The sequence below is a fragment of the Mesorhizobium sp. M0217 genome (genome assembly GCF_040321955.1).
GTDB lineage: Bacteria > Pseudomonadota > Alphaproteobacteria > Rhizobiales > Rhizobiaceae > Mesorhizobium.
Window position 1 is genome coordinate 22,899 of sequence record NZ_JAMYSN010000002.1, and the last position, 18,164, is coordinate 41,062.

The window sequence follows — 18,164 nt, forward strand, 5'->3', positions numbered from 1 at the left end:
TTTTTGCCGGCATCCGAAATCGGGGTTGCCTTCCACCCCGTCAAATCATAAAAGCGATGGTGGATCACTGCAATCCTGGAACCGCTTCTCCCGCAGCTTCCTGCTACAGGTCAGATGAAAGGCGGCTCCTTTCGCTCCAGCGAAAAGGCTTCAGGTGATCGCGACGAATTTCGCAGGTGTGCGCCCGTGGCGGGGGAATCGCCTGCGTGAGGAAAACGGCCGGGTTTGTTCCCGTGCCGGCTCTGTATGAGCAAACAAGCTGGTCCGGTTCGTCCGGGCTTTGGTTCAAAAGGTTCTGCTGGTGACGATGGCTTCAAGCGCAATCATGGAAAGGTCCGCATCAAACCGCGCCATTGTGGCTGCGGGCGGCACCGCCATGGCGCTCAAGCGGCGTCCGGCGGACATTCAGACATCCGGCACCCACATCCCAGACACGCAGCAGCGGGCTTTGCCTCGCAAGCTGCGGCTGACGGCTGCCGGGAGGAAACGAAATAATGCCCAACAAAATGCTGATAGACGCCTCCCACCCGGAGGAAACACGCGTTGTTGTTATCCGCGGTAACCGTATTGAAGAATTCGACTTTGAATCTCAGGACAAGAAGCAGCTCAAAGGAAACATCTATCTCGCCCGCGTAACGCGTGTCGAACCTTCCCTCCAGGCAGCCTTTGTCGAATATGGCGGCAACCGTCACGGTTTCCTCGCCTTCAGTGAAATTCACCCCGACTATTACCAGATCCCGGTCGCCGATCGTCAGGCTTTGCTGCGCGCCGAAGCGCAGGAAGCCGAGGACGAGGAGAACGAGGACAATGACGGCGACGACCGCCAGAGTCGCGATCGCGGCCGGCGCGGCCGCCGGCGCGGCGGCAAGGGTCGTGAGCGCGGCGAACACAAGCGCGACGCCGGCGCCGATGATGAAAACGGCGAACATGGCGATGCCGGCAGCGATGCCGTCTCCGAAGCGCCTGCTTCCGAGCATGCCGCGGCCAATACCGCCGGGCATGACGATCATGCCGGGCATGGCGACAGCGAAGCCTCCGACGCCGAGACATCCGGGACCGAACCGTCGGAAGGCGGCCCGACATCGATCGCGGCAAGCGTCGAAGCGGATGTGATCTCCGAAGCTGTCCCTGCGGCGGAGCCGGGTGACGAAAGGTCGTCCAGCGAGGCAAGTGGCGAAGCCACCTCCGAGGACAATGATCGCGGCATGCTGGAAGAGGTGCAGTCCTCGCATCCGGACGACCACGAGATCGAATCCGTAGGCGCCGAGGATGCGCTGGAAGAGGTGCGCAGCCGCCGCAAGCCGGTGCGCCGCCAGTACAAGATTCAGGAAGTCATCAAGCGCCGGCAGATCCTGCTGGTGCAGGTGGTCAAGGAAGAGCGCGGCAACAAGGGCGCTGCACTCACCACCTATCTGTCGCTTGCCGGCCGCTATTCCGTGCTGATGCCCAACACCGCACGCGGCGGCGGCATTTCGCGCAAGATCACCAGTGCGGTCGACCGCAAGCGCCTCAAGGAGGTCGTTGCCGATCTCGAAGTGCCGCAGGGCATGGGCGTCATCCTGCGCACCGCCGGCGAAAGCCGCACCAAGGCGGAAATCAAGCGCGACTACGAATATCTGATGCGGCTTTGGGAAAACGTCCGCAACCTGACGCTGCAATCCACCGCCCCTGCCCTCGTCTATGAGGAAGGCAGCCTGATCAAGCGCTCGGTGCGCGACCTCTACAACAAGGATATCGACGAGATTCTTGTCTCCGGCGAGGAAGGCTATCGCGAGGCCAAGGATTTCATGCGCATGCTGATGCCGAGCCACGCCAAGGTGGTTCAGCCGTTCCGCGACACGACGCCGATCTTCGTGCGCAACGGCATCGAGGCGCAGCTCGACCGCATGCTGCAGCCGCAGGTGACGCTGAAGAGCGGCGGCTACATCATCATCAACCAGACCGAGGCGCTGGTCGCCATCGACGTCAATTCGGGCCGCTCCACCAAGGAGCACTCGATCGAGGACACCGCTCTCCACACCAACCTTGAAGCGGCGGAAGAAGTCGCCAGGCAATTGAGGCTGCGCGATCTCGCCGGCCTGATCGTCATCGACTTCATCGACATGGAGGAGAACCGCAACAACCGCTCCGTCGAGAAGCGGCTGAAGGATCACCTCAAGAACGACCGAGCCCGCATCCAGGTCGGCCGCATCTCGCATTTCGGCCTGATGGAGATGTCTCGCCAGCGCATCCGCGCCAGCGTGCTGGAATCGACCATGAAGCCCTGCCCGCATTGCGGCGGCACCGGCCATGTGCGCTCCGATTCGTCGGTGGCGCTGATGGTGGTGCGGGCGATCGAGGAATTCCTGCTCAAGGATTCGCGCAGCCACATCACGGTGCGGACCCCGGCGGCGACCGCTCTCTATGTGCTCAACCACAAGCGCGGCACGCTGGTGGAACTCGAAAGCCGCTTTGGCCTGACCATCACCGTCGAGGCCGATGATACGGTCGGTGTGCAGCACTACGCGATCTTCCGCGGCGCCATTGCCGAAAAGCCGGAAGGCTTTGTCGAAGCGCGAACCTTCCCGGCCTATGTCGAGCCGGAAGAGCCCGAGGACGAGATCGTCATCGAGGAGGAAGACGACGAGGTTGTGGTACAGGCAGAGCAGCCGCGTCAGGCGCAGCCGCAGTCGCAGCAGCAGCAGCCGAGATCGGCTGAGGACGGCGAAGGCCGCGATCGCAAGCGTCGCAAGCGCCGCAGGCGGCGCGGCGGCAAGGATCGCGAACGCGAACATGGCGATCGCGAGCATGGCGCCGAAGGTGCTTCGGTTTCGGCGGCAAGCGACGACTTTGCCGCTGAACCAGGCGATGACGATGCAACACAGCAAGACGAAGCCCAGGTTGGCGCCGTCGAAACGGTGGAAGCATCAGATGACGCCCAGGGCAAGAAGCGCCGTCGCGGCAAGCGCGGCGGCAAGCGCAATCGTCGCGAAGACGGCACGGAGACCGAAGCCGGCGAAACCGCCTCGGTGGCCGAGGCCGCTGAAGTCGGAACGGCCGCAAGCGAGCCCGTGGCAGCCGTAGCGGTTGAAGAAGCAGCGGCTCCCGCCGCGGCGAACGACGACGCTCCAGCCGAAAAGCCGAAGAAGAAGCGCGCTTCAAGGGCAAAGAAGGCTGTGGTGGAAGTCGCCGATGAGACGGCGGCCGAGGCTGCACCGGAAGCTGCCGTCGAAGCTGCCGCCCCCGCTGCGGCCGATGCCGCCACGGAAACGACCGTCGACGACGAGCCCGCCAAGGCTCGCCCGTCACGGCGCAAAGCCGTGGCCGCGGATACCTCCGCGGTGCCGGTGGTTTCCTCCAGCGTTGCCGACGAGGCAAAGGCCGAGGAAAAGCCGAAGCGCGCCGGCTGGTGGCAGCGGAAGGGCTTTTTCTAAGCTATTCAGCCGATTAAAATAGGTTCCTGACAAAAATCCCGCGCCGTTCAAACCACGGCGCGGGATTTTTGCATGCGCGAATGACGGAAGGCGTCAGGGGGCGAAAATCGACCAGTTCATCATCCTGGCCAGTTTTTCCAAGGCGATCGACCCCAGCTTGGAATTGCCGTTGGCGTTCAAGCCCGGCGACCATACGGCGAGCGAAGCAACACCCGGCACGATCCCCAATATGCCACCGCCGACGCCGCTTTTGCCGGGAATGCCGACACGGAAGGCGAAATCGCCGGAACCGTCATAGTGGCCGCAGGTCAGCATCATGGCGCCGATGCGCCGCGCCCGCTCGGCAGACACCACGGAGTGCCCGGTTGCCGGGTTTCTGCCGCCATTGGCGAGGAAGCGGCCGGCCAGCGCCAATTGCCGGCAGCTCATGGCGATGGCGCAATGGTGGAAGTACACGCCCAGCGCCAGCTCCGGTGCATGGTTGAGATTGCCGAAGGATTTCATGTAGTTGGCAAGCGCGAAGTTGCGATAGCCGGTGGCGCGTTCGGAAGCCGCGACCTCGCGGTCGATGATGATGGTTTCGTCATCGGCAAGGAACTGGATGAAGCGCAGGATTTCGCCGATCGCCTCGCGCGGCTGGTGGCCGGCAAGCAGTATGTCGGACACGACGATGGCGCCGGCATTGATGAACGGATTGCGCGGAATGCCGTTCTCATGCTCGAGTTGCACGATCGAGTTGAACGGATTGCCCGACGGCTCGCGTCCGACACGCTGCCACAGCGCGTCGCCGACATTGCCGAGCGCCAACGTAAGCGTAAACACCTTGGAGATGGACTGGATCGAAAACGCCTGGTCGGCGTCGCCGGCGACCAGCACGCGGCCGTCATTGGTCACGGCGGCAATGCCGAATTTCTTCGGATCGACCTTGCCGAGCTGCGGAATGTAGGTGGCGACGTCACCGCAATCGGTGCGCTCGGCCATCTCGGCGGCGACATCGGCCAGCGCTTGTTCAAGATCCGGCATGCTCGTCCCCGCTTTTCAGCCAGCGCTCGATGCGCGCCATCGCCTCGACCATGTCGTCATGGCTGCCGGCATAGGAAAAGCGCATCGTGCGGTGGCCCTGAAGTGGATCGAAATCGCGGCCGGGCGTCGCCGCCACATGCGCCCCGGCCAGCATCTTGCGCGCAAAGGCCATGCTGTCATTGGTATGCCGGGTAACATCGCAGAAAGCGTAGAAGGCGCCGTCCATCGGCGCCGCCAAGGGAAATCCGAGTTCCGGCAGGCGCCGCATCAACAGCTCGCGGTTCCAGGCGTAGCGCGCCTTTACCGCTTCCAGCTCTTGCGTCGCCCTGAAGGCTTCGATCGCCGCGATCTGCGACAGTTCCGGCGGCGAGATGTAGAGGCTCTGGGCGATGCGCTCGATCGGCCTCACCAGAGCTTCCGGCAGCACCATCCAGCCGATGCGCCATCCGGTCATGCAATAATATTTCGAGAAGGAATTGATCACCGTCACGCCTGAGCCATGGGCCAGCGCCGTGGTGTCGGGCGCGGCATAGGCCAGCCGGTGATAAATTTCGTCCGATATCACCGCGATGCCGAGTTCTTCGGCTGTCCTCACCAGTGCCGACAACTCGTCGACGGGAATGACCGCACCTGTCGGATTGGCCGGGCTGGCGAACAACACGCCCTTCAGCGGTTTTTCCCGGTGCGCCGATTTCAAATGTTCGGCATGAAGATAGGCGTCGCTGCCGAGCTCGATCTCGACGATCTGGATACCGAGCGCGGCCATGATGTTGCGGTAGGCCGGATAGCCGGGTGCTGCGATGGCGACGCGGTCGCCGGGATCGAACATCGCCAGGAATGCCAGATTGAAGGCGGCCGACGATCCCGTGGTCACGGCGATCCGGTTCGGCGCGACATCGATCCCGTAATGGTCGCCACAATGCGTCGCGATCGCCTTACGCAGATCCGCCAGACCGAGCGTGTCGGTATAGCCGATGCGTCCGATCTTCAGCGCATTTGCGGCTGCTTCCCTCACGCCCACGGGCGCCGGATCGGATGGCTGGCCGACGGCCATGGACATGACAGGCACGCCCGTCGCCTTCAGCCGGTTGGCTTCGGCCAGAATGTCCATGGCGTGAAACGGCTCGACTTCACCGCGGCGCGACAGCGAAACCACCATTTGACCTCAATCTTTCCGTCCGGCCCGCCGCTCGAAGCCATCAACCGGCGGCAGCGCCGCACAAATGCCCGATTGATGTGAGGATCACAAGTTCGCCTAGTTTCGGTGCCGTGACTTTTCATCGTTCGCGCGCTCGTTTACCAGTGGACCTCATGCAGAGCCGACCCAAATTAACGATGTCCAAATCTTCCATCAGGAAGACAGCGCGCGGCTTTGCGACGCTTTTGCTTGCCGCCGCCGTCGCTGTAACCGGCTCGGTGACGGCCTTCGCGCAGGCGGTGCCGGTCGTGCGCGATGCCGAGATCGAGGCGCTGGTGCGCGACTATGCGCGGCCGATCTTCAAGGCGGCCGGTCTTGCCAATGACGGTGTCGATATCGTTCTGGTCAACGATCAGAGCTTCAACGCCTTCGTCACCGGGCGCCGGCTGTTCATCAACACCGGCGCGCTGATGCAGGCAGAAACGCCCAACGAGATCATCGGCGTCATCGCCCATGAGGCCGGCCACATCGCAGGCGGCCATCAGCAGAAATTACGCGACCAGCTCGAGCGCGCCAAGACCATGGCCATCATCGCCACGCTGCTTGGCGCCGGCGCCATCGTTGCCGGCGCCACCACCAACAGCCGCGGCCTTGCCGGCGCCGGCATGGGCGTGGCCGCGGGCGGCGGCGAGATGGCGCAGCGCAGCATTCTTGCCTACCAGCGCACCGAAGAGTCGACCGCCGACCGCTCTGCCATCACCTATCTCAATGCCACCGGCCAGTCCGGCATGGGCATGCTGAAGACCTTCGCCCGCTTCCAGACCGCGCTGTCGCTGTCCGGCACGCAGGTCGATCCCTACCGCATCAGCCACCCGATGCCGCAGGAGCGCATCGCCAATCTCGAAGTGCTGGTCAAGCAGAGCCCCAATGTCGACAAGGTCGATCCGCCGGCACTGCAGCAGCGGCACGACATGATGCGCATCAAGATCGCCGCCTATATGGGCGGCCAGGCCGCGGCCACGCGGCTGATCCGCAAGGCCCCGGGCAGCCTCGCCTCGCGCTATGGCGAAGCGCAGATGGCCTATCTCTACGGCAATCTGGGCGCGGCGCTGACCAAGGCCAATGCACTGATCAAGGAACAGCCGAAGAACCCCTACTTCCAGGAAATGCGCGGCGACATACTGATGAAGGCCAACAAGCCCAAGGACGCCGCGGACGCCTATGCCAAGGCGGTCAGCCTCGATCCGGTGAGGTCGGGCCTGTTGCCCGTTTCTCTCGGCCAGGCGCTGATGGCCATCGGCACGCCCGATTCGCTGAAGAAGGCGGTGGTGCAGATCAACAACGGCCTCGGGCGCGACAAGGAAAACACGGTCGGATACCGCTATCTCGCCCAGGCCTATGGCGAGCTTGGCAACATTCCGGCGGCGGAACTCGCCACCGCCGAGGGCCATTTCTATTCCGGCGATTACACGAATGCGAAAATTTTCGCCATGCGCGCGCAAAAGGACTTGAAGCGTGGCGAACCCGGCTGGATTCGCGCGCAGGACATCATAAACTACAACCCTTCAGGCAAACTCAAGAAATGAACCTTCCGGTCGCCCGCGGCGACTAGGATAGACCGGAACCGGTAAAGAGGATGAGACGATGAACAAGGCAATATTGCTCGGCACGACGGGAGTGGCGGCTGCTCTTGCCATGCTCGCTTTCGGGTTCGTCGCCGGCAGTCCGCAGGTCGCCAAGGCCGGCACGGCGCAGACCGTGCAAACCGCCTCTGCCGACACCAAGATCGATCGCACTGAGGTCGAGGGCATTATCCGCGACTATCTCCTGAAGAACCCCGAAGTGCTGCTCGAAGTGCAGGAGGCGCTCGAGGCCAAGCAGAAGGAAGAGCAGCGCATAGCCAGCCTCGGCGTCATCGAGAAGGCCAAGTCCGAGATTTTCAACTCGACCTTCGACGGCGTCGTCGGCAATCCGAAGGGCAAGGTCACCATCGTCGAATTCTACGACTACAATTGCGGCTTCTGCAAACGCGCCATCGACGACATGCAGGCTCTGACAAAGGCCGATCCGGAACTGCGCTTCGTGCTCAAGGAATTCCCGATCCTCGGGCCGGATTCGCAAAAGGCCAGCGTCGTCTCGATGGCTTTCCACCTGATGCATCCGGAGAAATACGGCGAGTTCCACAACGCCCTGCTCGGCGGCCAGGGCCGCGCCACCGAGGCGGCGGCCATCAAGGTTGCGCTGTCGCTAGGCGCCGATGAGGCGAAATTGCGCGAGAAGATGAAGGATCCGACCATCACCGAGGCTTTCTCCAAGACCTTCGACCTCGCCAACAAGCTGGCCATCACCGGAACGCCTTCCTACGTGGTCGGCAATGAGGTGGTGTTCGGGGCGCTCGGCCAGGAAGTGCTGGCTGAAAAGATCGAGGCGGCGAAAGCCGCGCTCTGATCTTGCACGCGAGCCTATTTCTCACGGGCACATTTCCGCCTGTTGTGGACAGTGAAAGATCGCACTTGTGCTCTTTCCGCGGGCGGCTATGCCCATTATAGAAGGCCCTGCGCGCCGGCTTGAGGCCGGCGTCGGAAAAGGTCGGCATTTTTGAAAACGATTTTCGTCCTGAACGGCCCCAACCTGAACGCGCTCGGCAAGCGCGAGCCGGGCATCTATGGCGGCAAGACGCTTGCCGCGATCGCCGACGACTGCAAGCAGGCGGGCGCCGCGCTTGGCCTCGAGATTGATTTTCGCCAGTCGAACCATGAGGGCGACCTCGTCGACTGGATCCAGGAAGCCGGCGACAAGGCAGCCGGCATCGTCATCAATCCGGGTGCCTACAGCCACACCTCGATTGCCATTCACGACGCCATCCGCGCTGTCGCGCCGCTGCCCGTCGCCGAAGTTCACCTCTCCAACATCCACGCGCGGGAACCATTCCGCCACGTCTCCATGGTCGCGCCGGTCGCTGTCGGCATGATCTGCGGGTTCGGGCCGCTTGGCTACTCGCTGGCGCTGCAGGCGCTGGCGGCACGCCTATGACCGGCCCACAAACAGAAGGCTCGAAAATGTCGATAAAGAAGACCGGTGTTGACCAGCAACTGATCCGCGATCTGGCGGGCATACTGAACGACACCAATCTCACCGAGATCGAAGTCGAGCTCGGCGACCTGAAGGTGCGCGTATCGCGCCAGGCGCCGGCCGTCCACGCCATCGCCGCACCGCAGGCCGGTTATGCTCCGGCAGCGCAGCAGCCCGCGGCCGGCGCGGCTGCCGCACCAGCAGTGGCCGATCCGTCCAAGAACGCGGTCCCCTCGCCGATGGTCGGCACCGCCTATCTCGCGCCCTCGCCCGACGCCAAGGCCTTCATCGAAGTCGGCCAGAAGGTCAAGGAAGGCCAGACGCTGCTGATCATCGAAGCGATGAAGACGATGAACCAGATCCCTTCGCCGCGCGCCGGCACGGTGACGGCGATCCTGTTCGAGGACGGCCAGCCGGTCGAGTACGGCATGCCGCTCGTCGTGATCGAGTAGAGCGGGCCGGATGTTCCAGAAGATCCTCATCGCCAACCGCGGCGAAATCGCGCTTCGGGTGCTGCGCGCCTGCAAGGAACTCGGCATCCAGACCGTGGTCGTGCATTCGACCGCCGACGCTGACGCCATGCATGTCAGGCTCGCCGACGAAAGCGTGTGCATCGGTCCGCCGCCGTCGCGCGACAGCTATCTCAACATCCACCAGATCGTCGCAGCCTGCGAGATCACAGGCGCCGATGCCGTGCATCCGGGCTATGGCTTCCTGTCGGAAAACGCCAAGTTCGCCGACATTCTCGCCGCCCACAACATCACCTTCATCGGCCCGTCGGGCGACCACATCCGCATCATGGGCGACAAGATCGAGGCCAAGCGCACCGCAAAGCGGCTCGGCATTCCGGTTGTGCCGGGCTCCGACGGCGCCGTCACCGATCAAAAGGAAGCTAGGCGCGTTGCCGCCGAGATCGGCTATCCCGTGATCATCAAGGCATCGGCAGGCGGTGGCGGGCGCGGTATGAAGGTCGCCCTTACCGAGGCTGACCTTGAGATCGCCTTGCAGACAGCGAGCACGGAAGCGGGAGCCGCCTTCGGCGACGATGCCGTCTACATCGAGAAATACCTGGAAAAGCCGCGCCACATCGAGGTGCAGGTATTCGGCGACGGCGCCGGCCGCGGCGTGCATTTCGGCGAGCGCGACTGTTCGCTGCAACGCCGCCACCAGAAAGTCTGGGAAGAGGCGCCCTCGCCGGCCCTCAACGCCGAGGAGCGCGCCCGCATCGGCAATATCTGTGCCAAGGCCATCGCCGACCTCGGCTACTCCGGCGCAGGCACCATCGAATTCCTGTACGAGAATGGCGAGTTCTACTTCATCGAGATGAACACGCGGCTGCAGGTCGAGCATCCGGTAACGGAGGCGATCACCGGCATCGATCTCGTCCACGAACAGATCCGCGTCGCCTCCGGCGGCGGGCTTTCGGTGCGCCAGGAGGACATCAAGTTCAACGGCCACGCCATAGAATGCCGCATTAATGCCGAGGACCCGCGCACCTTCACGCCTTCGCCCGGCACGATTACGCATTTCCATACGCCTGGCGGTCTCGGCATCCGCGTCGATTCCGGTGTCTATTCCGGCTACAAGATCCCGCCCTATTATGACAGCCTGATCGGCAAGCTGATCGTGCACGGCCGCAACCGCGTCGAATGCATGATGCGGCTGCGCCGGGCGCTCGACGAGTTCGTCGTCGACGGCATCAAGACGACGCTGCCGCTGTTTCGCGACCTGGTCGGCAATGCCGATATCGCCAATGGCGACTACGACATCCACTGGCTGGAAAAGTATCTGGCCAAAGAGGAATAGCGCCCGACTTGCCGCTATGATGCCGCGATGACCCGTCCTTACGCTCCCGGCTATCGCATTCCGACCGACCTGTTGCTCAAGGCCTATGCCTCGGGCGTCTTCCCGATGGCCGAGAGCGCTTCCGACCCGGAAGTGTTCTGGGTGCGGCCGGAGACGCGCGGCATCATACCGCTCGATGGCTTCCACACGCCGAAGAGCTTGCGGAAGACAATTCGCAAGCACCCGTTCGACATCCGCTTCGATTTCGATTTCGAGGCGACGATCGACGGCTGCGCCGAAAAGCGCGAGGAGCGCCGCTCGACCTGGATCAACGCGCCGATCCGCGAAGCCTATATCGAACTGCACCGTCTGGGGCACTGCCATTCGGTCGAGGCATGGCGCGAGGAACGGCTGGTCGGCGGCCTCTATGGCGTCTCGCTCGGTCGCGTGTTCTTCGGCGAAAGCATGTTCGCCCGGGAAACCGACGCGTCCAAGACCTGCCTGTATCATCTGGTCGAGCGGCTGAAGGCGCGCGGCTTTGCCCTGCTCGACACGCAATTCACCACTGAGCATCTCAAACGCTTCGGCGCGGTCGACGTGCCGCGCGTCAAATACGAGAAGATGTTGGCCGACGCGCTGAAGGGCGAAGCCGTTTTTTATCCCTGATCGGAGACCGAGCGGCCGAGCCGGCTCGACCGGTGAAAGGGGTCAGCCCTTCGCGGTTTCCATCGGCGTCTGCGAATGGAACATCATCTTCCAGCCGTTGACACGGTGGACATAGCCAGTGCTGACCAGCGCCGCGTAGGGCTCGCCGTTTTCCCGTGTCGCATGAGCCTCATAGGTCAGCATGATAATGTCGCTGCCGGGCTCGATGATACCCTTGAGGTCGATCTGAAGGTCGCGCCAGCGGTTGGGCTTGGTCGCTGTCTTGGCCAGATCGGCATTGTCCATTGCCTGTGCCATCTCAGGAAATGCCACCAGGCATTCTGTGTCGACATTGGCGGCGTAGTAAGCTTCGTCGCCCGTCCAGAACCCCTTTTCGAGTTCGAGCAGGTCGTCTTTGCTGGCCGTGATCCGTTTGCTGTCCGACATCAGAATATCCTCCAAGCGCATAAATGCGTCATCGTCCATGGCCCAACGCATAGTTGCCACCACGGTTCCGGAGGATCAGTTGGTGTTGGTCGCGTCAGGTTCCGTGGGGTCTGGCTGTTCGGCGGCCGGAGCAGCGGCGGGCTTTGGCTTGGACGCGTCGACCTTGGGCGTCTCGGCACTGGCCGCGTCGGGCGGCGGCACATCCGACTTCTGCTTGCAGCCCTTTAGCCAGACGTCATAGACGGCGTGCTCGACGGCGTTTAGGCCGGGGCTCTCGGCGAACATCCAGCCGGTGAAGATGCGGCGGATCTTGCGGTCGAGCGTGATCTCGTCGACTTCGACGAAGGAATCGGTCTTCGGCTCTTCATTCTCCGGCCGCGAATAGCAGATGCGCGGCGTCACCTGCAAAGCGCCGAACTGCACGGTTTCGTCGATGTAGACATCGAAGGTGATGATACGGCCGGTGATCTTGTCGATGCCGGCAAATTCGGCGACCGGATTGGTGATGCGATCGGAGATTGCCGGTGCTGCCGCAGGCGCCTGCGCCGCGGCAAACGCTGTCGGGAACATGGCGACAGCGCCAATTGCCGCCAGTCCGGCCATCGATGTCAGGCTGAAAATGTTCATGCGGAGATACCGGTGGTTTGGGCCCGGGTGATTCTGTCACGCCCAAGGCTATTCGCCGTTGTCATATCAGCAAGCAGCTAAACGCCAATTGTGGCGACAAAGGACCGGCCGGCGGTCAAGAACCAGGCGTCCACGCATCGTAGTCGCCCGTCACCTGCGGACGGTGCTGATTGGTGAGCACGGAACCCTTCGGGCGATAAGCCGCCGGTGTTCCCGTCAGGTTCGGCTCGTGCGCCTTTTCCCATTCGCGCGGGCGATAGTCGTCGCTTGGCGGCGCCACATCGACGCGGTGATGCATCCAGCCGTGCCAGCCCGGAGGGATCGCCGACGCCTCCGAATAATTGGCGTAGATGACCCAGCGGCGGGTGCGGCCTTCCGAATCGACGCCGCCTTCGTAGTAGACGTTGCCGGCCCCATCCTGGCCGACCTTGTTGCCGTGGCGCCATGTGTGAAAACGGGTTCCCAGCGTCTGGCGGTTCCACCAGGTGAAAAACTGCAGAAGGAAAGTTTTCATTCAGATCCTCGCGGGGCGCACGGCGGTGCCTGCTTCCTGCTTATGGCGTCAGGACTCCGCGAAGGCAAGGGTTTTGCGGCGCCTGCGGCACTGACGGCATGCCGAAACGCTCGGTCATTGGCCGATCCATTTCGCACCTGCGAACCGACGCTTGCCAAGCCGGCTGCGTCTTCCTAAAGCTCTCATCGCCCGGCGCTGCCGCATGACCCCGAAAATCGAAATCGATTTTCGGAAAGGATCATGCGCAAACCCAAGTGCTACAGCGTCCTTTGCGCGTCCACGGGACGCGCGGCGCTGTAGTCAACGCCGGCTGCGGGAGGTGAGGAATGGCCTTAGCTGTCGCCAGGATCAGTGCGGAGACAATACGCGCCCGCAAGGGCGGCGTGCCGATCGTATGCCTTACCGCTTACACCTATCCCGTCGCCCGCCTGCTCGACGATCATGTCGACCTTCTCCTGGTCGGCGACAGCGTTGCCATGGTGCTGCATGGGCACAAGACCACGCTCGGCGCCTCGCTGGAGATGATGATCGCCCATGGCCAGGCCGTAATGCGCGGCTCGGCAAAGGCCTGCGTGGTGGTCGATATGCCGGCCGGCAGCTACGAGACTTCGGCCGCGCAAGCCCTTGCCTCGGCGCGCCGCATCTCTGAGGAAACCGGGTGCCAGGCGGTGAAGCTGGAAGGCGGCGTCGACGTCGCCCTCCAGATCGCCGCAATCGTCGCGGCCGGCATTCCAGTGATGGGCCATATCGGCTTGCAGCCGCAATCGGTGGAAAAGGACGGTGGCTACAAGATCAAGGGCCGCACCCCGGAGAATGTGGCCGCGCTCATGCGCGACGCCGACGCGGTCGCAAAGGCCGGCGCGTTTTCGCTGGTCATCGAAGGCACGGTCGAGACCGTTGCCGCCGACCTCACCCGGCACATTACCATTCCTACCATCGGCATCGGCGCCAGCCGCGATTGCGACGGCCAGATCCTGGTCATCGACGACATGGTCGGCCTGACGGTCGACCGGGTGCCGAAATTCGTCAAGGAATACTCCGATTTGCGCAGCGCGGTCGCCGATGCCGCGGCGCGTTATGCGGCGGAGGTGCGCAGCCGCACCTTCCCCGGGCCGGGCCACGTCTTTTCAGCCGCGAGCGACAAGGACAAGGCATGAACCGGCCCCCCATCCGCCAGCCGCTCGTCGTCGACACCGTGCCCGGCCTTCGCGCGCAGATCCGCGAATGGCGGCGCGAAGGCCTGAGCGTCGCCATGGTGCCGACCATGGGCGCTTTGCATGACGGCCATATCTCGCTGGTCGGGGCCGCGCTCGCAACGGCCGATCGCTGCGTCGTCTCGATCTTCGTCAACCCGGCCCAGTTCGCCCCCACTGAAGATCTCGACAAGTATCCGCGTCAGCTGGCCCGCGATCTCGACCGGCTGACCGAGGCCGGCGCACAGCTTGCCTTCACGCCTACGGTTTCCGAGATGTATCCGGCAGGCTTTGCGACGAAGATTTCGGTCGGCGGCCCGTCTTCTGGCCTGGAATCGGATTTCAGGCCGACCTTCTTCGAGGGCGTCGCCACGGTCGTGGCCAAGCTCTTTCTGCAAGCCCTGCCCGACTACGCCATCTTCGGCGAAAAAGACTACCAGCAGCTTTGCGTCGTCCGAAAGCTCTGCCGCGATCTCGACTTGCCGGTGGACATCGTCGGCGCGCCAACCGTGCGCGATGCGCATGGCCTGGCAATGTCGTCGCGCAACGCCTATCTCGACGCCGCCGAGCTCGACGTCGCGCGACAGCTCAATGTCATCTTGCGCCAGACGGCGGCAGCGCTCGCGGCCGGTGCCGATGAAAACGGCGTTACCGGTAAAGCCACTGCCGCGCTTCTCGAGGCAGGCTTCGACAGCGTCGACTACGTCGCCGCACGCGAGAGCCTGACGCTCACCTCGTGGCGGCGTGACGGCGATGGCCGCCTGCTTGCCGCAGCGTGGCTTGGCAGAACCAGGTTGATCGACAATGTGGAAGTTTCCTCATTTATTCCCTGAAAAATTCCAATTCCGTTCACTTTGATTTGTATCGCAGACCGGCCCGAGCGCTCTTAGACAACGGCTCATCAGGCACGTTCTGGCCAGCCCGTAAGCGCTCACAATACACCGAACGCCGCTGTGAGACGTTTCACAGACTTAACCAAGCCGGCTATGTTGTGTGCGACCCCACGCAGAGACAGTGTGTTACCTGCCACTACGCTGCAATACTTACGAGGCTCTACGTGTCTGTCCAAGCCAACGTATTCGGTCGCGCCCTGCCGCAGATCGTCGAAGCGATTTACGATTCGATTGCCGATGTCGGCCGTTGGCCATCGACGCTCGAATCAATCTGCAAATTGGCGCTCGGCCGGCTTGCCATGCTGGCGGTCGTCGATACGGCGAGAAACTCGGCCCGGTTTTCGACTTCCTGCGGCGATCCGGTCCTGCTTGAGCCGCTGCAGCGCGACTACGCCTGCGAGGTGCCCTTCTTCAAGGCGGTGCCGAAGATGGAAATCGACATGCCGTTCACCGTCGATAGCGTCTACGCCCTGCAAGGCCCCGACGCCCGCCAGAACTGGCTCGAAAGCCGCATCGTGCGCGAGTGGGTGGAACCCAACCGTCTCGACGATTTCTTCTGGGTAGCGCTGATGAAGCAGCCGGCGCGCACCGGCACGCTGATGGTGGTTACCGACAAGGACAGGCCCCAGATTTCAGCCAGGGATATCGACCTGATGTCCAGGCTGGCCCCCCATGTCCGGCGTGCGGTGACCATCGGCGACCTGTTCGAGGCCGAGCGGCGCAAGGCCGACATCTTTCGCTCGATCCTTGAGAGCCTCGACCATCCAGTGCTGATCGTCGCCGACGATATGCAGATCATTTTCGCCAATCCGGCAGCCGAAGCCCTGCTCACCGAAACCGCCTCAGTGTCCTCGGTGCGCGGCCAGCTGTCCTTCGCTTATGCCAACGCCAACACCGCCATCGGTCGCGCCGTCCAGCTCGGCACGCGCGACGAATTCGCGCTCGGACCGTCCGGCATCAACATTCCGCTGGTGAAGGCCATGTCTCCGGCGGTGGCGCATGTCATGCCTCTGGCGCGACGCGACATTTCGGCCCGCATGTCGCCGCGCGCCGCCGCGGCCATCTTCATTGCCGCCGCCGGCGCCGCATCAGTGCCGGCGCTGGAAGCGATCGCTGCGCTGTTCGGACTGACCGCAGCGGAAAAGCGTGTCGCCGGCCATGTCGCCGCCGGGCTGACACGGCGTGAAATCGCGGCTGCCAGCGGCGTCTCGGACGGCACCGTCAAATCACAGCTGGCAACCATCTTCGACAAGACCGCCACCGGCGACCAGCGAGAGCTGGAACTCCTGATGCGCGAATTGACGCCGCCGCTGCGCTCGGCCTGAAGCCATACTCGGAGCCAATCATCAAATTTTTCAACTATTTGCCGGTACGCAGGCGTAATCCACAATACCAAGCCGGCATCGTTGCAATTCGGCCAAAATCATGGTGCGGTTCTGCTCCGGTCCGGAGACGGTGCATCGTGCACGACCGGACGTGGAAAACCATTTCCTGGGCGGTCCCCGAACTTGATACCGACACGAATTGAACGGCTGCTGCCTTACCTCTTCCTGCTGGCCCTGCTTTGCATCGCGCTCGCTTTCCGTCCGCTACTGCCGGTCGACGAGACGCGTTATCTCAGCGTCGCCTGGGAGATGTATCTCGGTGGACATGTCTTCGTACCGACGATGAACTTTGCGCCCTATCTGCAGAAGCCGCCGCTGTTGTTCTGGCTCATCGATCTCGTCTGGAACATCTTCGGTGTGAGCCGCGCGGCGGCGATGCTCGTCATCTTCGCTGCCTCGTCGCTGGTCATCTGGCTGACGACACTTCTGGCCAAAACCCTGTTTCCCGAGCGCCCGGAAATCGCCAGTCGCATCCCCTGGCTGGTGGCCGGCAGCACCGTCTTTGTCATCTATTCGACCCTGATCCTGTTCGACATGCTTTTGACGGCCTGTGTGGTCGCCGCACTGCTGGCGTTGCTGGGCTTCGCCAGGACCGGCAACCGCTGGCAGGCGGTGCTGGCGGGTCTCTTCATCGGGCTCGGCGTGCTGGCCAAAGGCCCGGTCGTGCTCATTCACATCGGCGCGCCCGTCCTGCTCTATCCCCTCTGGCGTGACCGGCGAGCCGGCCTTGCCCCTTTGCAGTTCTTTGCCGGAGCCGGCCTGGCAATTCTCGCCGCCCTTGCCCCGGTCGCTATATGGCTGGCGCCCGCGACCATCCTGACCAAGGGCAGTTTCGTCTACGATCTCGTCTGGAACCAGTCGGCAGGTCGGGTTACCGGAAGCCTGCACAATTCGCATGGCCGGCCGTTTTACTTTTACCTGATGCTGTTGCCGCTCATGTTCGTGCCCTGGGCCTTTATCCCCCCGGTGTGGCGGCTGAGGCCGGTTGCCCGGATACGCAGCCTGATCGACACCAAATCCCCGGATCTGCGTGCCCTGCGCCTGCTGTCGTTCTCGTTCATTGCGGTGCTGCTGGTCTTCAGCGCCATATCCGGCAAGCAGCCGCACTATGTCGTGCCGGCACTACCGTTCGCGACCATTCTGCTGGGCTATTTCATGGCCGAGATTTCAGTCGCCAGGCTGAGGGCGACGGCCTTTGTCATGCTTGCCCTTTTCGCCATCGGCCACGCCGCCGCCTCGGCGACCGTGTTCAAACGCTACGATCTCACGCAGCTGGCGAGCTTCATCGACGAACGAAAGGACGCCGACTGGGCCGTCGCTTACGACTATCAGGGCGAGGTCGGTTTCCTTGGGCGAATAGAGAAGCCATTCGAGAACGCCGACAAGCCTGAGGAATGGCTCAAGTCTCACCCCGGCGGCTACGTCATCGAAAAGCAATCGAAAGATCCGGGCACATCCGAACAGATCGCCTTCCGGCAGCCGGTGGAACGCGGCTATCTGGTCGTGCTGAAAGGACAGCACTGAGCGTTTCGTCGGGCGCCTATCCCAGCGGTTTCTCGAAGATCAGCGCCGGCAACCCCGAACCGCCGCCGCAATCGGCGGTGCTGCCGACCGGCAAAAATCCCTTCGAACGGTAGAAGGCGATGGCCGGCACGTTGGCCTCTTCCACCTCGACGCGCAACCTGTTCGTCTCGGGAAAGCTGGCTTCGACCTCGTCCAGCAAGGCCTGGCCGATGCCTTGCCGCTGGCAGGCCGGCAGTACATAGAGCTGGTTCAGCAGCACGATCTTCGCATCCGTCGTTGCGGCGGCAAAAGCCATGCCGCCGATACGCTTGCCGTCATCGGCGACCAGGAATTCCGAGTTCGGCCTTGTCAGCCGCGCCTTGAGCGAGGCGATCGAATGCCAGTCGTCGGTAATTTCGATCACCCGCTGGGCGCCATAGATCGCGTCGTAGGTTGCGTGCCAGGTTTCGACCAGCAGCGCGCGGACAGCGGCAAGGTCACGTTCGCTGGCGGTGCGGACGAACAT

The 18,164-nt window shown here is 63.1% G+C and carries 17 protein-coding genes; 11 read left to right on the forward strand and 6 right to left on the reverse strand.

What is annotated here, in order from left to right; all coding sequences use genetic code 11:
* The first annotated feature begins 494 nt into the window (after positions 1-494).
* Entirely contained in the window at positions 495-3,413 is a 2,919-nt protein-coding gene (locus tag NKJ18_RS04670; RefSeq protein WP_023691224.1) for a ribonuclease E/G, read from the forward strand.
* A gap of 93 nt (positions 3,414-3,506) precedes the next feature.
* Here NKJ18_RS04670 and NKJ18_RS04675 read toward each other — a convergent pair whose 3' ends face one another.
* Positions 3,507-4,436 (reverse strand): glutaminase, encoded by a 930-nt coding sequence (locus NKJ18_RS04675; RefSeq protein ID WP_023691223.1) that lies wholly within the window; start codon positions 4,434-4,436, stop codon positions 3,507-3,509.
* Positions 4,423-5,595 (reverse strand): pyridoxal phosphate-dependent aminotransferase, encoded by a 1,173-nt coding sequence (locus tag NKJ18_RS04680; protein WP_352757893.1) that lies wholly within the window; start codon positions 5,593-5,595, stop codon positions 4,423-4,425. The genes NKJ18_RS04675 and NKJ18_RS04680 overlap by 14 nt, the downstream gene beginning before the upstream one ends.
* A 176-nt stretch (positions 5,596-5,771) precedes the next feature.
* On the opposite strand from NKJ18_RS04680, the gene NKJ18_RS04685 reads away from it, so the two are divergent.
* The 6 genes from NKJ18_RS04685 (at position 5,772) to aat (ending at position 11,097) form a co-directional block, all read left to right on the forward strand.
* Positions 5,772-7,160, forward strand: a complete 1,389-nt coding sequence (locus NKJ18_RS04685) for a M48 family metalloprotease (RefSeq protein WP_031249067.1) — start codon at positions 5,772-5,774, stop codon at positions 7,158-7,160.
* Positions 7,161-7,218: 58 nt separating this feature from the next.
* Positions 7,219-8,022, forward strand: a complete 804-nt coding sequence (locus tag NKJ18_RS04690) for a DsbA family protein (RefSeq protein WP_023667484.1) — start codon at positions 7,219-7,221, stop codon at positions 8,020-8,022.
* A gap of 150 nt (positions 8,023-8,172) precedes the next feature.
* Positions 8,173-8,607 (forward strand): type II 3-dehydroquinate dehydratase, encoded by a 435-nt coding sequence (aroQ, locus tag NKJ18_RS04695; protein ID WP_023667485.1) that lies wholly within the window; start codon positions 8,173-8,175, stop codon positions 8,605-8,607.
* Between the two features lie 26 nt (positions 8,608-8,633).
* Positions 8,634-9,098, forward strand: a complete 465-nt coding sequence (accB, locus tag NKJ18_RS04700; protein WP_023681496.1) for an acetyl-CoA carboxylase biotin carboxyl carrier protein — start codon at positions 8,634-8,636, stop codon at positions 9,096-9,098.
* A gap of 10 nt (positions 9,099-9,108) precedes the next feature.
* Positions 9,109-10,452, forward strand: coding sequence for an acetyl-CoA carboxylase biotin carboxylase subunit (gene accC, locus NKJ18_RS04705; protein ID WP_352757895.1), 1,344 nt, complete (start codon positions 9,109-9,111; stop codon positions 10,450-10,452).
* A gap of 27 nt (positions 10,453-10,479) precedes the next feature.
* A complete protein-coding gene (aat, locus tag NKJ18_RS04710) occupies positions 10,480-11,097 on the forward strand; it encodes a leucyl/phenylalanyl-tRNA--protein transferase (protein WP_023681498.1) in 618 nt (205 codons plus the stop codon).
* A 42-nt stretch (positions 11,098-11,139) separates the two neighbouring features.
* Here aat and NKJ18_RS04715 read toward each other — a convergent pair whose 3' ends face one another.
* The 3 genes from NKJ18_RS04715 to NKJ18_RS04725 all read right to left on the reverse strand — a co-directional run bounded on the left by NKJ18_RS04715 (position 11,140) and on the right by NKJ18_RS04725 (position 12,664).
* Positions 11,140-11,523, reverse strand: a complete 384-nt coding sequence (locus NKJ18_RS04715) for a hypothetical protein (RefSeq protein ID WP_023667489.1) — start codon at positions 11,521-11,523, stop codon at positions 11,140-11,142.
* 75 nt (positions 11,524-11,598) lie between these two features.
* The gene (locus NKJ18_RS04720) at positions 11,599-12,150 is read right to left on the reverse strand and encodes a DUF2155 domain-containing protein (RefSeq protein ID WP_023828633.1); all 552 of its coding nucleotides are present in this window, start codon (positions 12,148-12,150) and stop codon (positions 11,599-11,601) included.
* A gap of 115 nt (positions 12,151-12,265) precedes the next feature.
* Positions 12,266-12,664, reverse strand: coding sequence for an NADH:ubiquinone oxidoreductase subunit NDUFA12 (locus NKJ18_RS04725; protein ID WP_023667491.1), 399 nt, complete (start codon positions 12,662-12,664; stop codon positions 12,266-12,268).
* A gap of 326 nt (positions 12,665-12,990) precedes the next feature.
* On the opposite strand from NKJ18_RS04725, the gene panB reads away from it, so the two are divergent.
* From panB to NKJ18_RS04745, 4 genes are all read left to right on the forward strand, one after another.
* Entirely contained in the window at positions 12,991-13,821 is an 831-nt protein-coding gene (gene panB / locus NKJ18_RS04730; protein ID WP_023828634.1) for a 3-methyl-2-oxobutanoate hydroxymethyltransferase, read from the forward strand.
* Between the two features lie 11 nt (positions 13,822-13,832).
* Positions 13,833-14,690, forward strand: coding sequence for a pantoate--beta-alanine ligase (gene panC, locus NKJ18_RS04735; RefSeq protein WP_023828635.1), 858 nt, complete (start codon positions 13,833-13,835; stop codon positions 14,688-14,690).
* Between the two features lie 224 nt (positions 14,691-14,914).
* On the forward strand, positions 14,915-16,075 hold the full coding sequence (locus NKJ18_RS04740) for a helix-turn-helix transcriptional regulator (protein WP_352757896.1): 1,161 nt from the start codon (positions 14,915-14,917) through the stop codon (positions 16,073-16,075).
* A gap of 183 nt (positions 16,076-16,258) precedes the next feature.
* On the forward strand, positions 16,259-17,659 hold the full coding sequence (locus NKJ18_RS04745) for an ArnT family glycosyltransferase (RefSeq protein WP_050588894.1): 1,401 nt from the start codon (positions 16,259-16,261) through the stop codon (positions 17,657-17,659).
* Between the two features lie 16 nt (positions 17,660-17,675).
* Here NKJ18_RS04745 and NKJ18_RS04750 read toward each other — a convergent pair whose 3' ends face one another.
* The gene (locus NKJ18_RS04750) at positions 17,676-18,164 is read right to left on the reverse strand and encodes a GNAT family N-acetyltransferase (protein ID WP_023738941.1); all 489 of its coding nucleotides are present in this window, start codon (positions 18,162-18,164) and stop codon (positions 17,676-17,678) included.

Excerpts from the sequence above, each read along its gene's own strand:
- NKJ18_RS04670 (WP_023691224.1), top strand. The coding sequence starts at position 495 with ATGCCCAACAAAATGCTGATAGACGCCTCCCACCCGGAGGAAACACGC.
- NKJ18_RS04675 (WP_023691223.1), bottom strand. The coding sequence starts at position 4,436 with ATGCCGGATCTTGAACAAGCGCTGGCCGATGTCGCCGCCGAGATGGCC.
- NKJ18_RS04680 (WP_352757893.1), bottom strand. The coding sequence starts at position 5,595 with ATGGTGGTTTCGCTGTCGCGCCGCGGTGAAGTCGAGCCGTTTCACGCC.
- NKJ18_RS04685 (WP_031249067.1), top strand. The coding sequence starts at position 5,772 with ATGTCCAAATCTTCCATCAGGAAGACAGCGCGCGGCTTTGCGACGCTT.
- NKJ18_RS04690 (WP_023667484.1), top strand. The coding sequence starts at position 7,219 with ATGAACAAGGCAATATTGCTCGGCACGACGGGAGTGGCGGCTGCTCTT.
- accB (WP_023681496.1), top strand. The coding sequence starts at position 8,634 with ATGTCGATAAAGAAGACCGGTGTTGACCAGCAACTGATCCGCGATCTG.
- accC (WP_352757895.1), top strand. The coding sequence starts at position 9,109 with ATGTTCCAGAAGATCCTCATCGCCAACCGCGGCGAAATCGCGCTTCGG.
- aat (WP_023681498.1), top strand. The coding sequence starts at position 10,480 with ATGACCCGTCCTTACGCTCCCGGCTATCGCATTCCGACCGACCTGTTG.
- NKJ18_RS04715 (WP_023667489.1), bottom strand. The coding sequence starts at position 11,523 with ATGTCGGACAGCAAACGGATCACGGCCAGCAAAGACGACCTGCTCGAA.
- NKJ18_RS04720 (WP_023828633.1), bottom strand. The coding sequence starts at position 12,150 with ATGAACATTTTCAGCCTGACATCGATGGCCGGACTGGCGGCAATTGGC.
- NKJ18_RS04725 (WP_023667491.1), bottom strand. The coding sequence starts at position 12,664 with ATGAAAACTTTCCTTCTGCAGTTTTTCACCTGGTGGAACCGCCAGACG.
- panB (WP_023828634.1), top strand. The coding sequence starts at position 12,991 with ATGGCCTTAGCTGTCGCCAGGATCAGTGCGGAGACAATACGCGCCCGC.
- NKJ18_RS04750 (WP_023738941.1), bottom strand. The coding sequence starts at position 18,164 with ATGTTCGTCCGCACCGCCAGCGAACGTGACCTTGCCGCTGTCCGCGCG.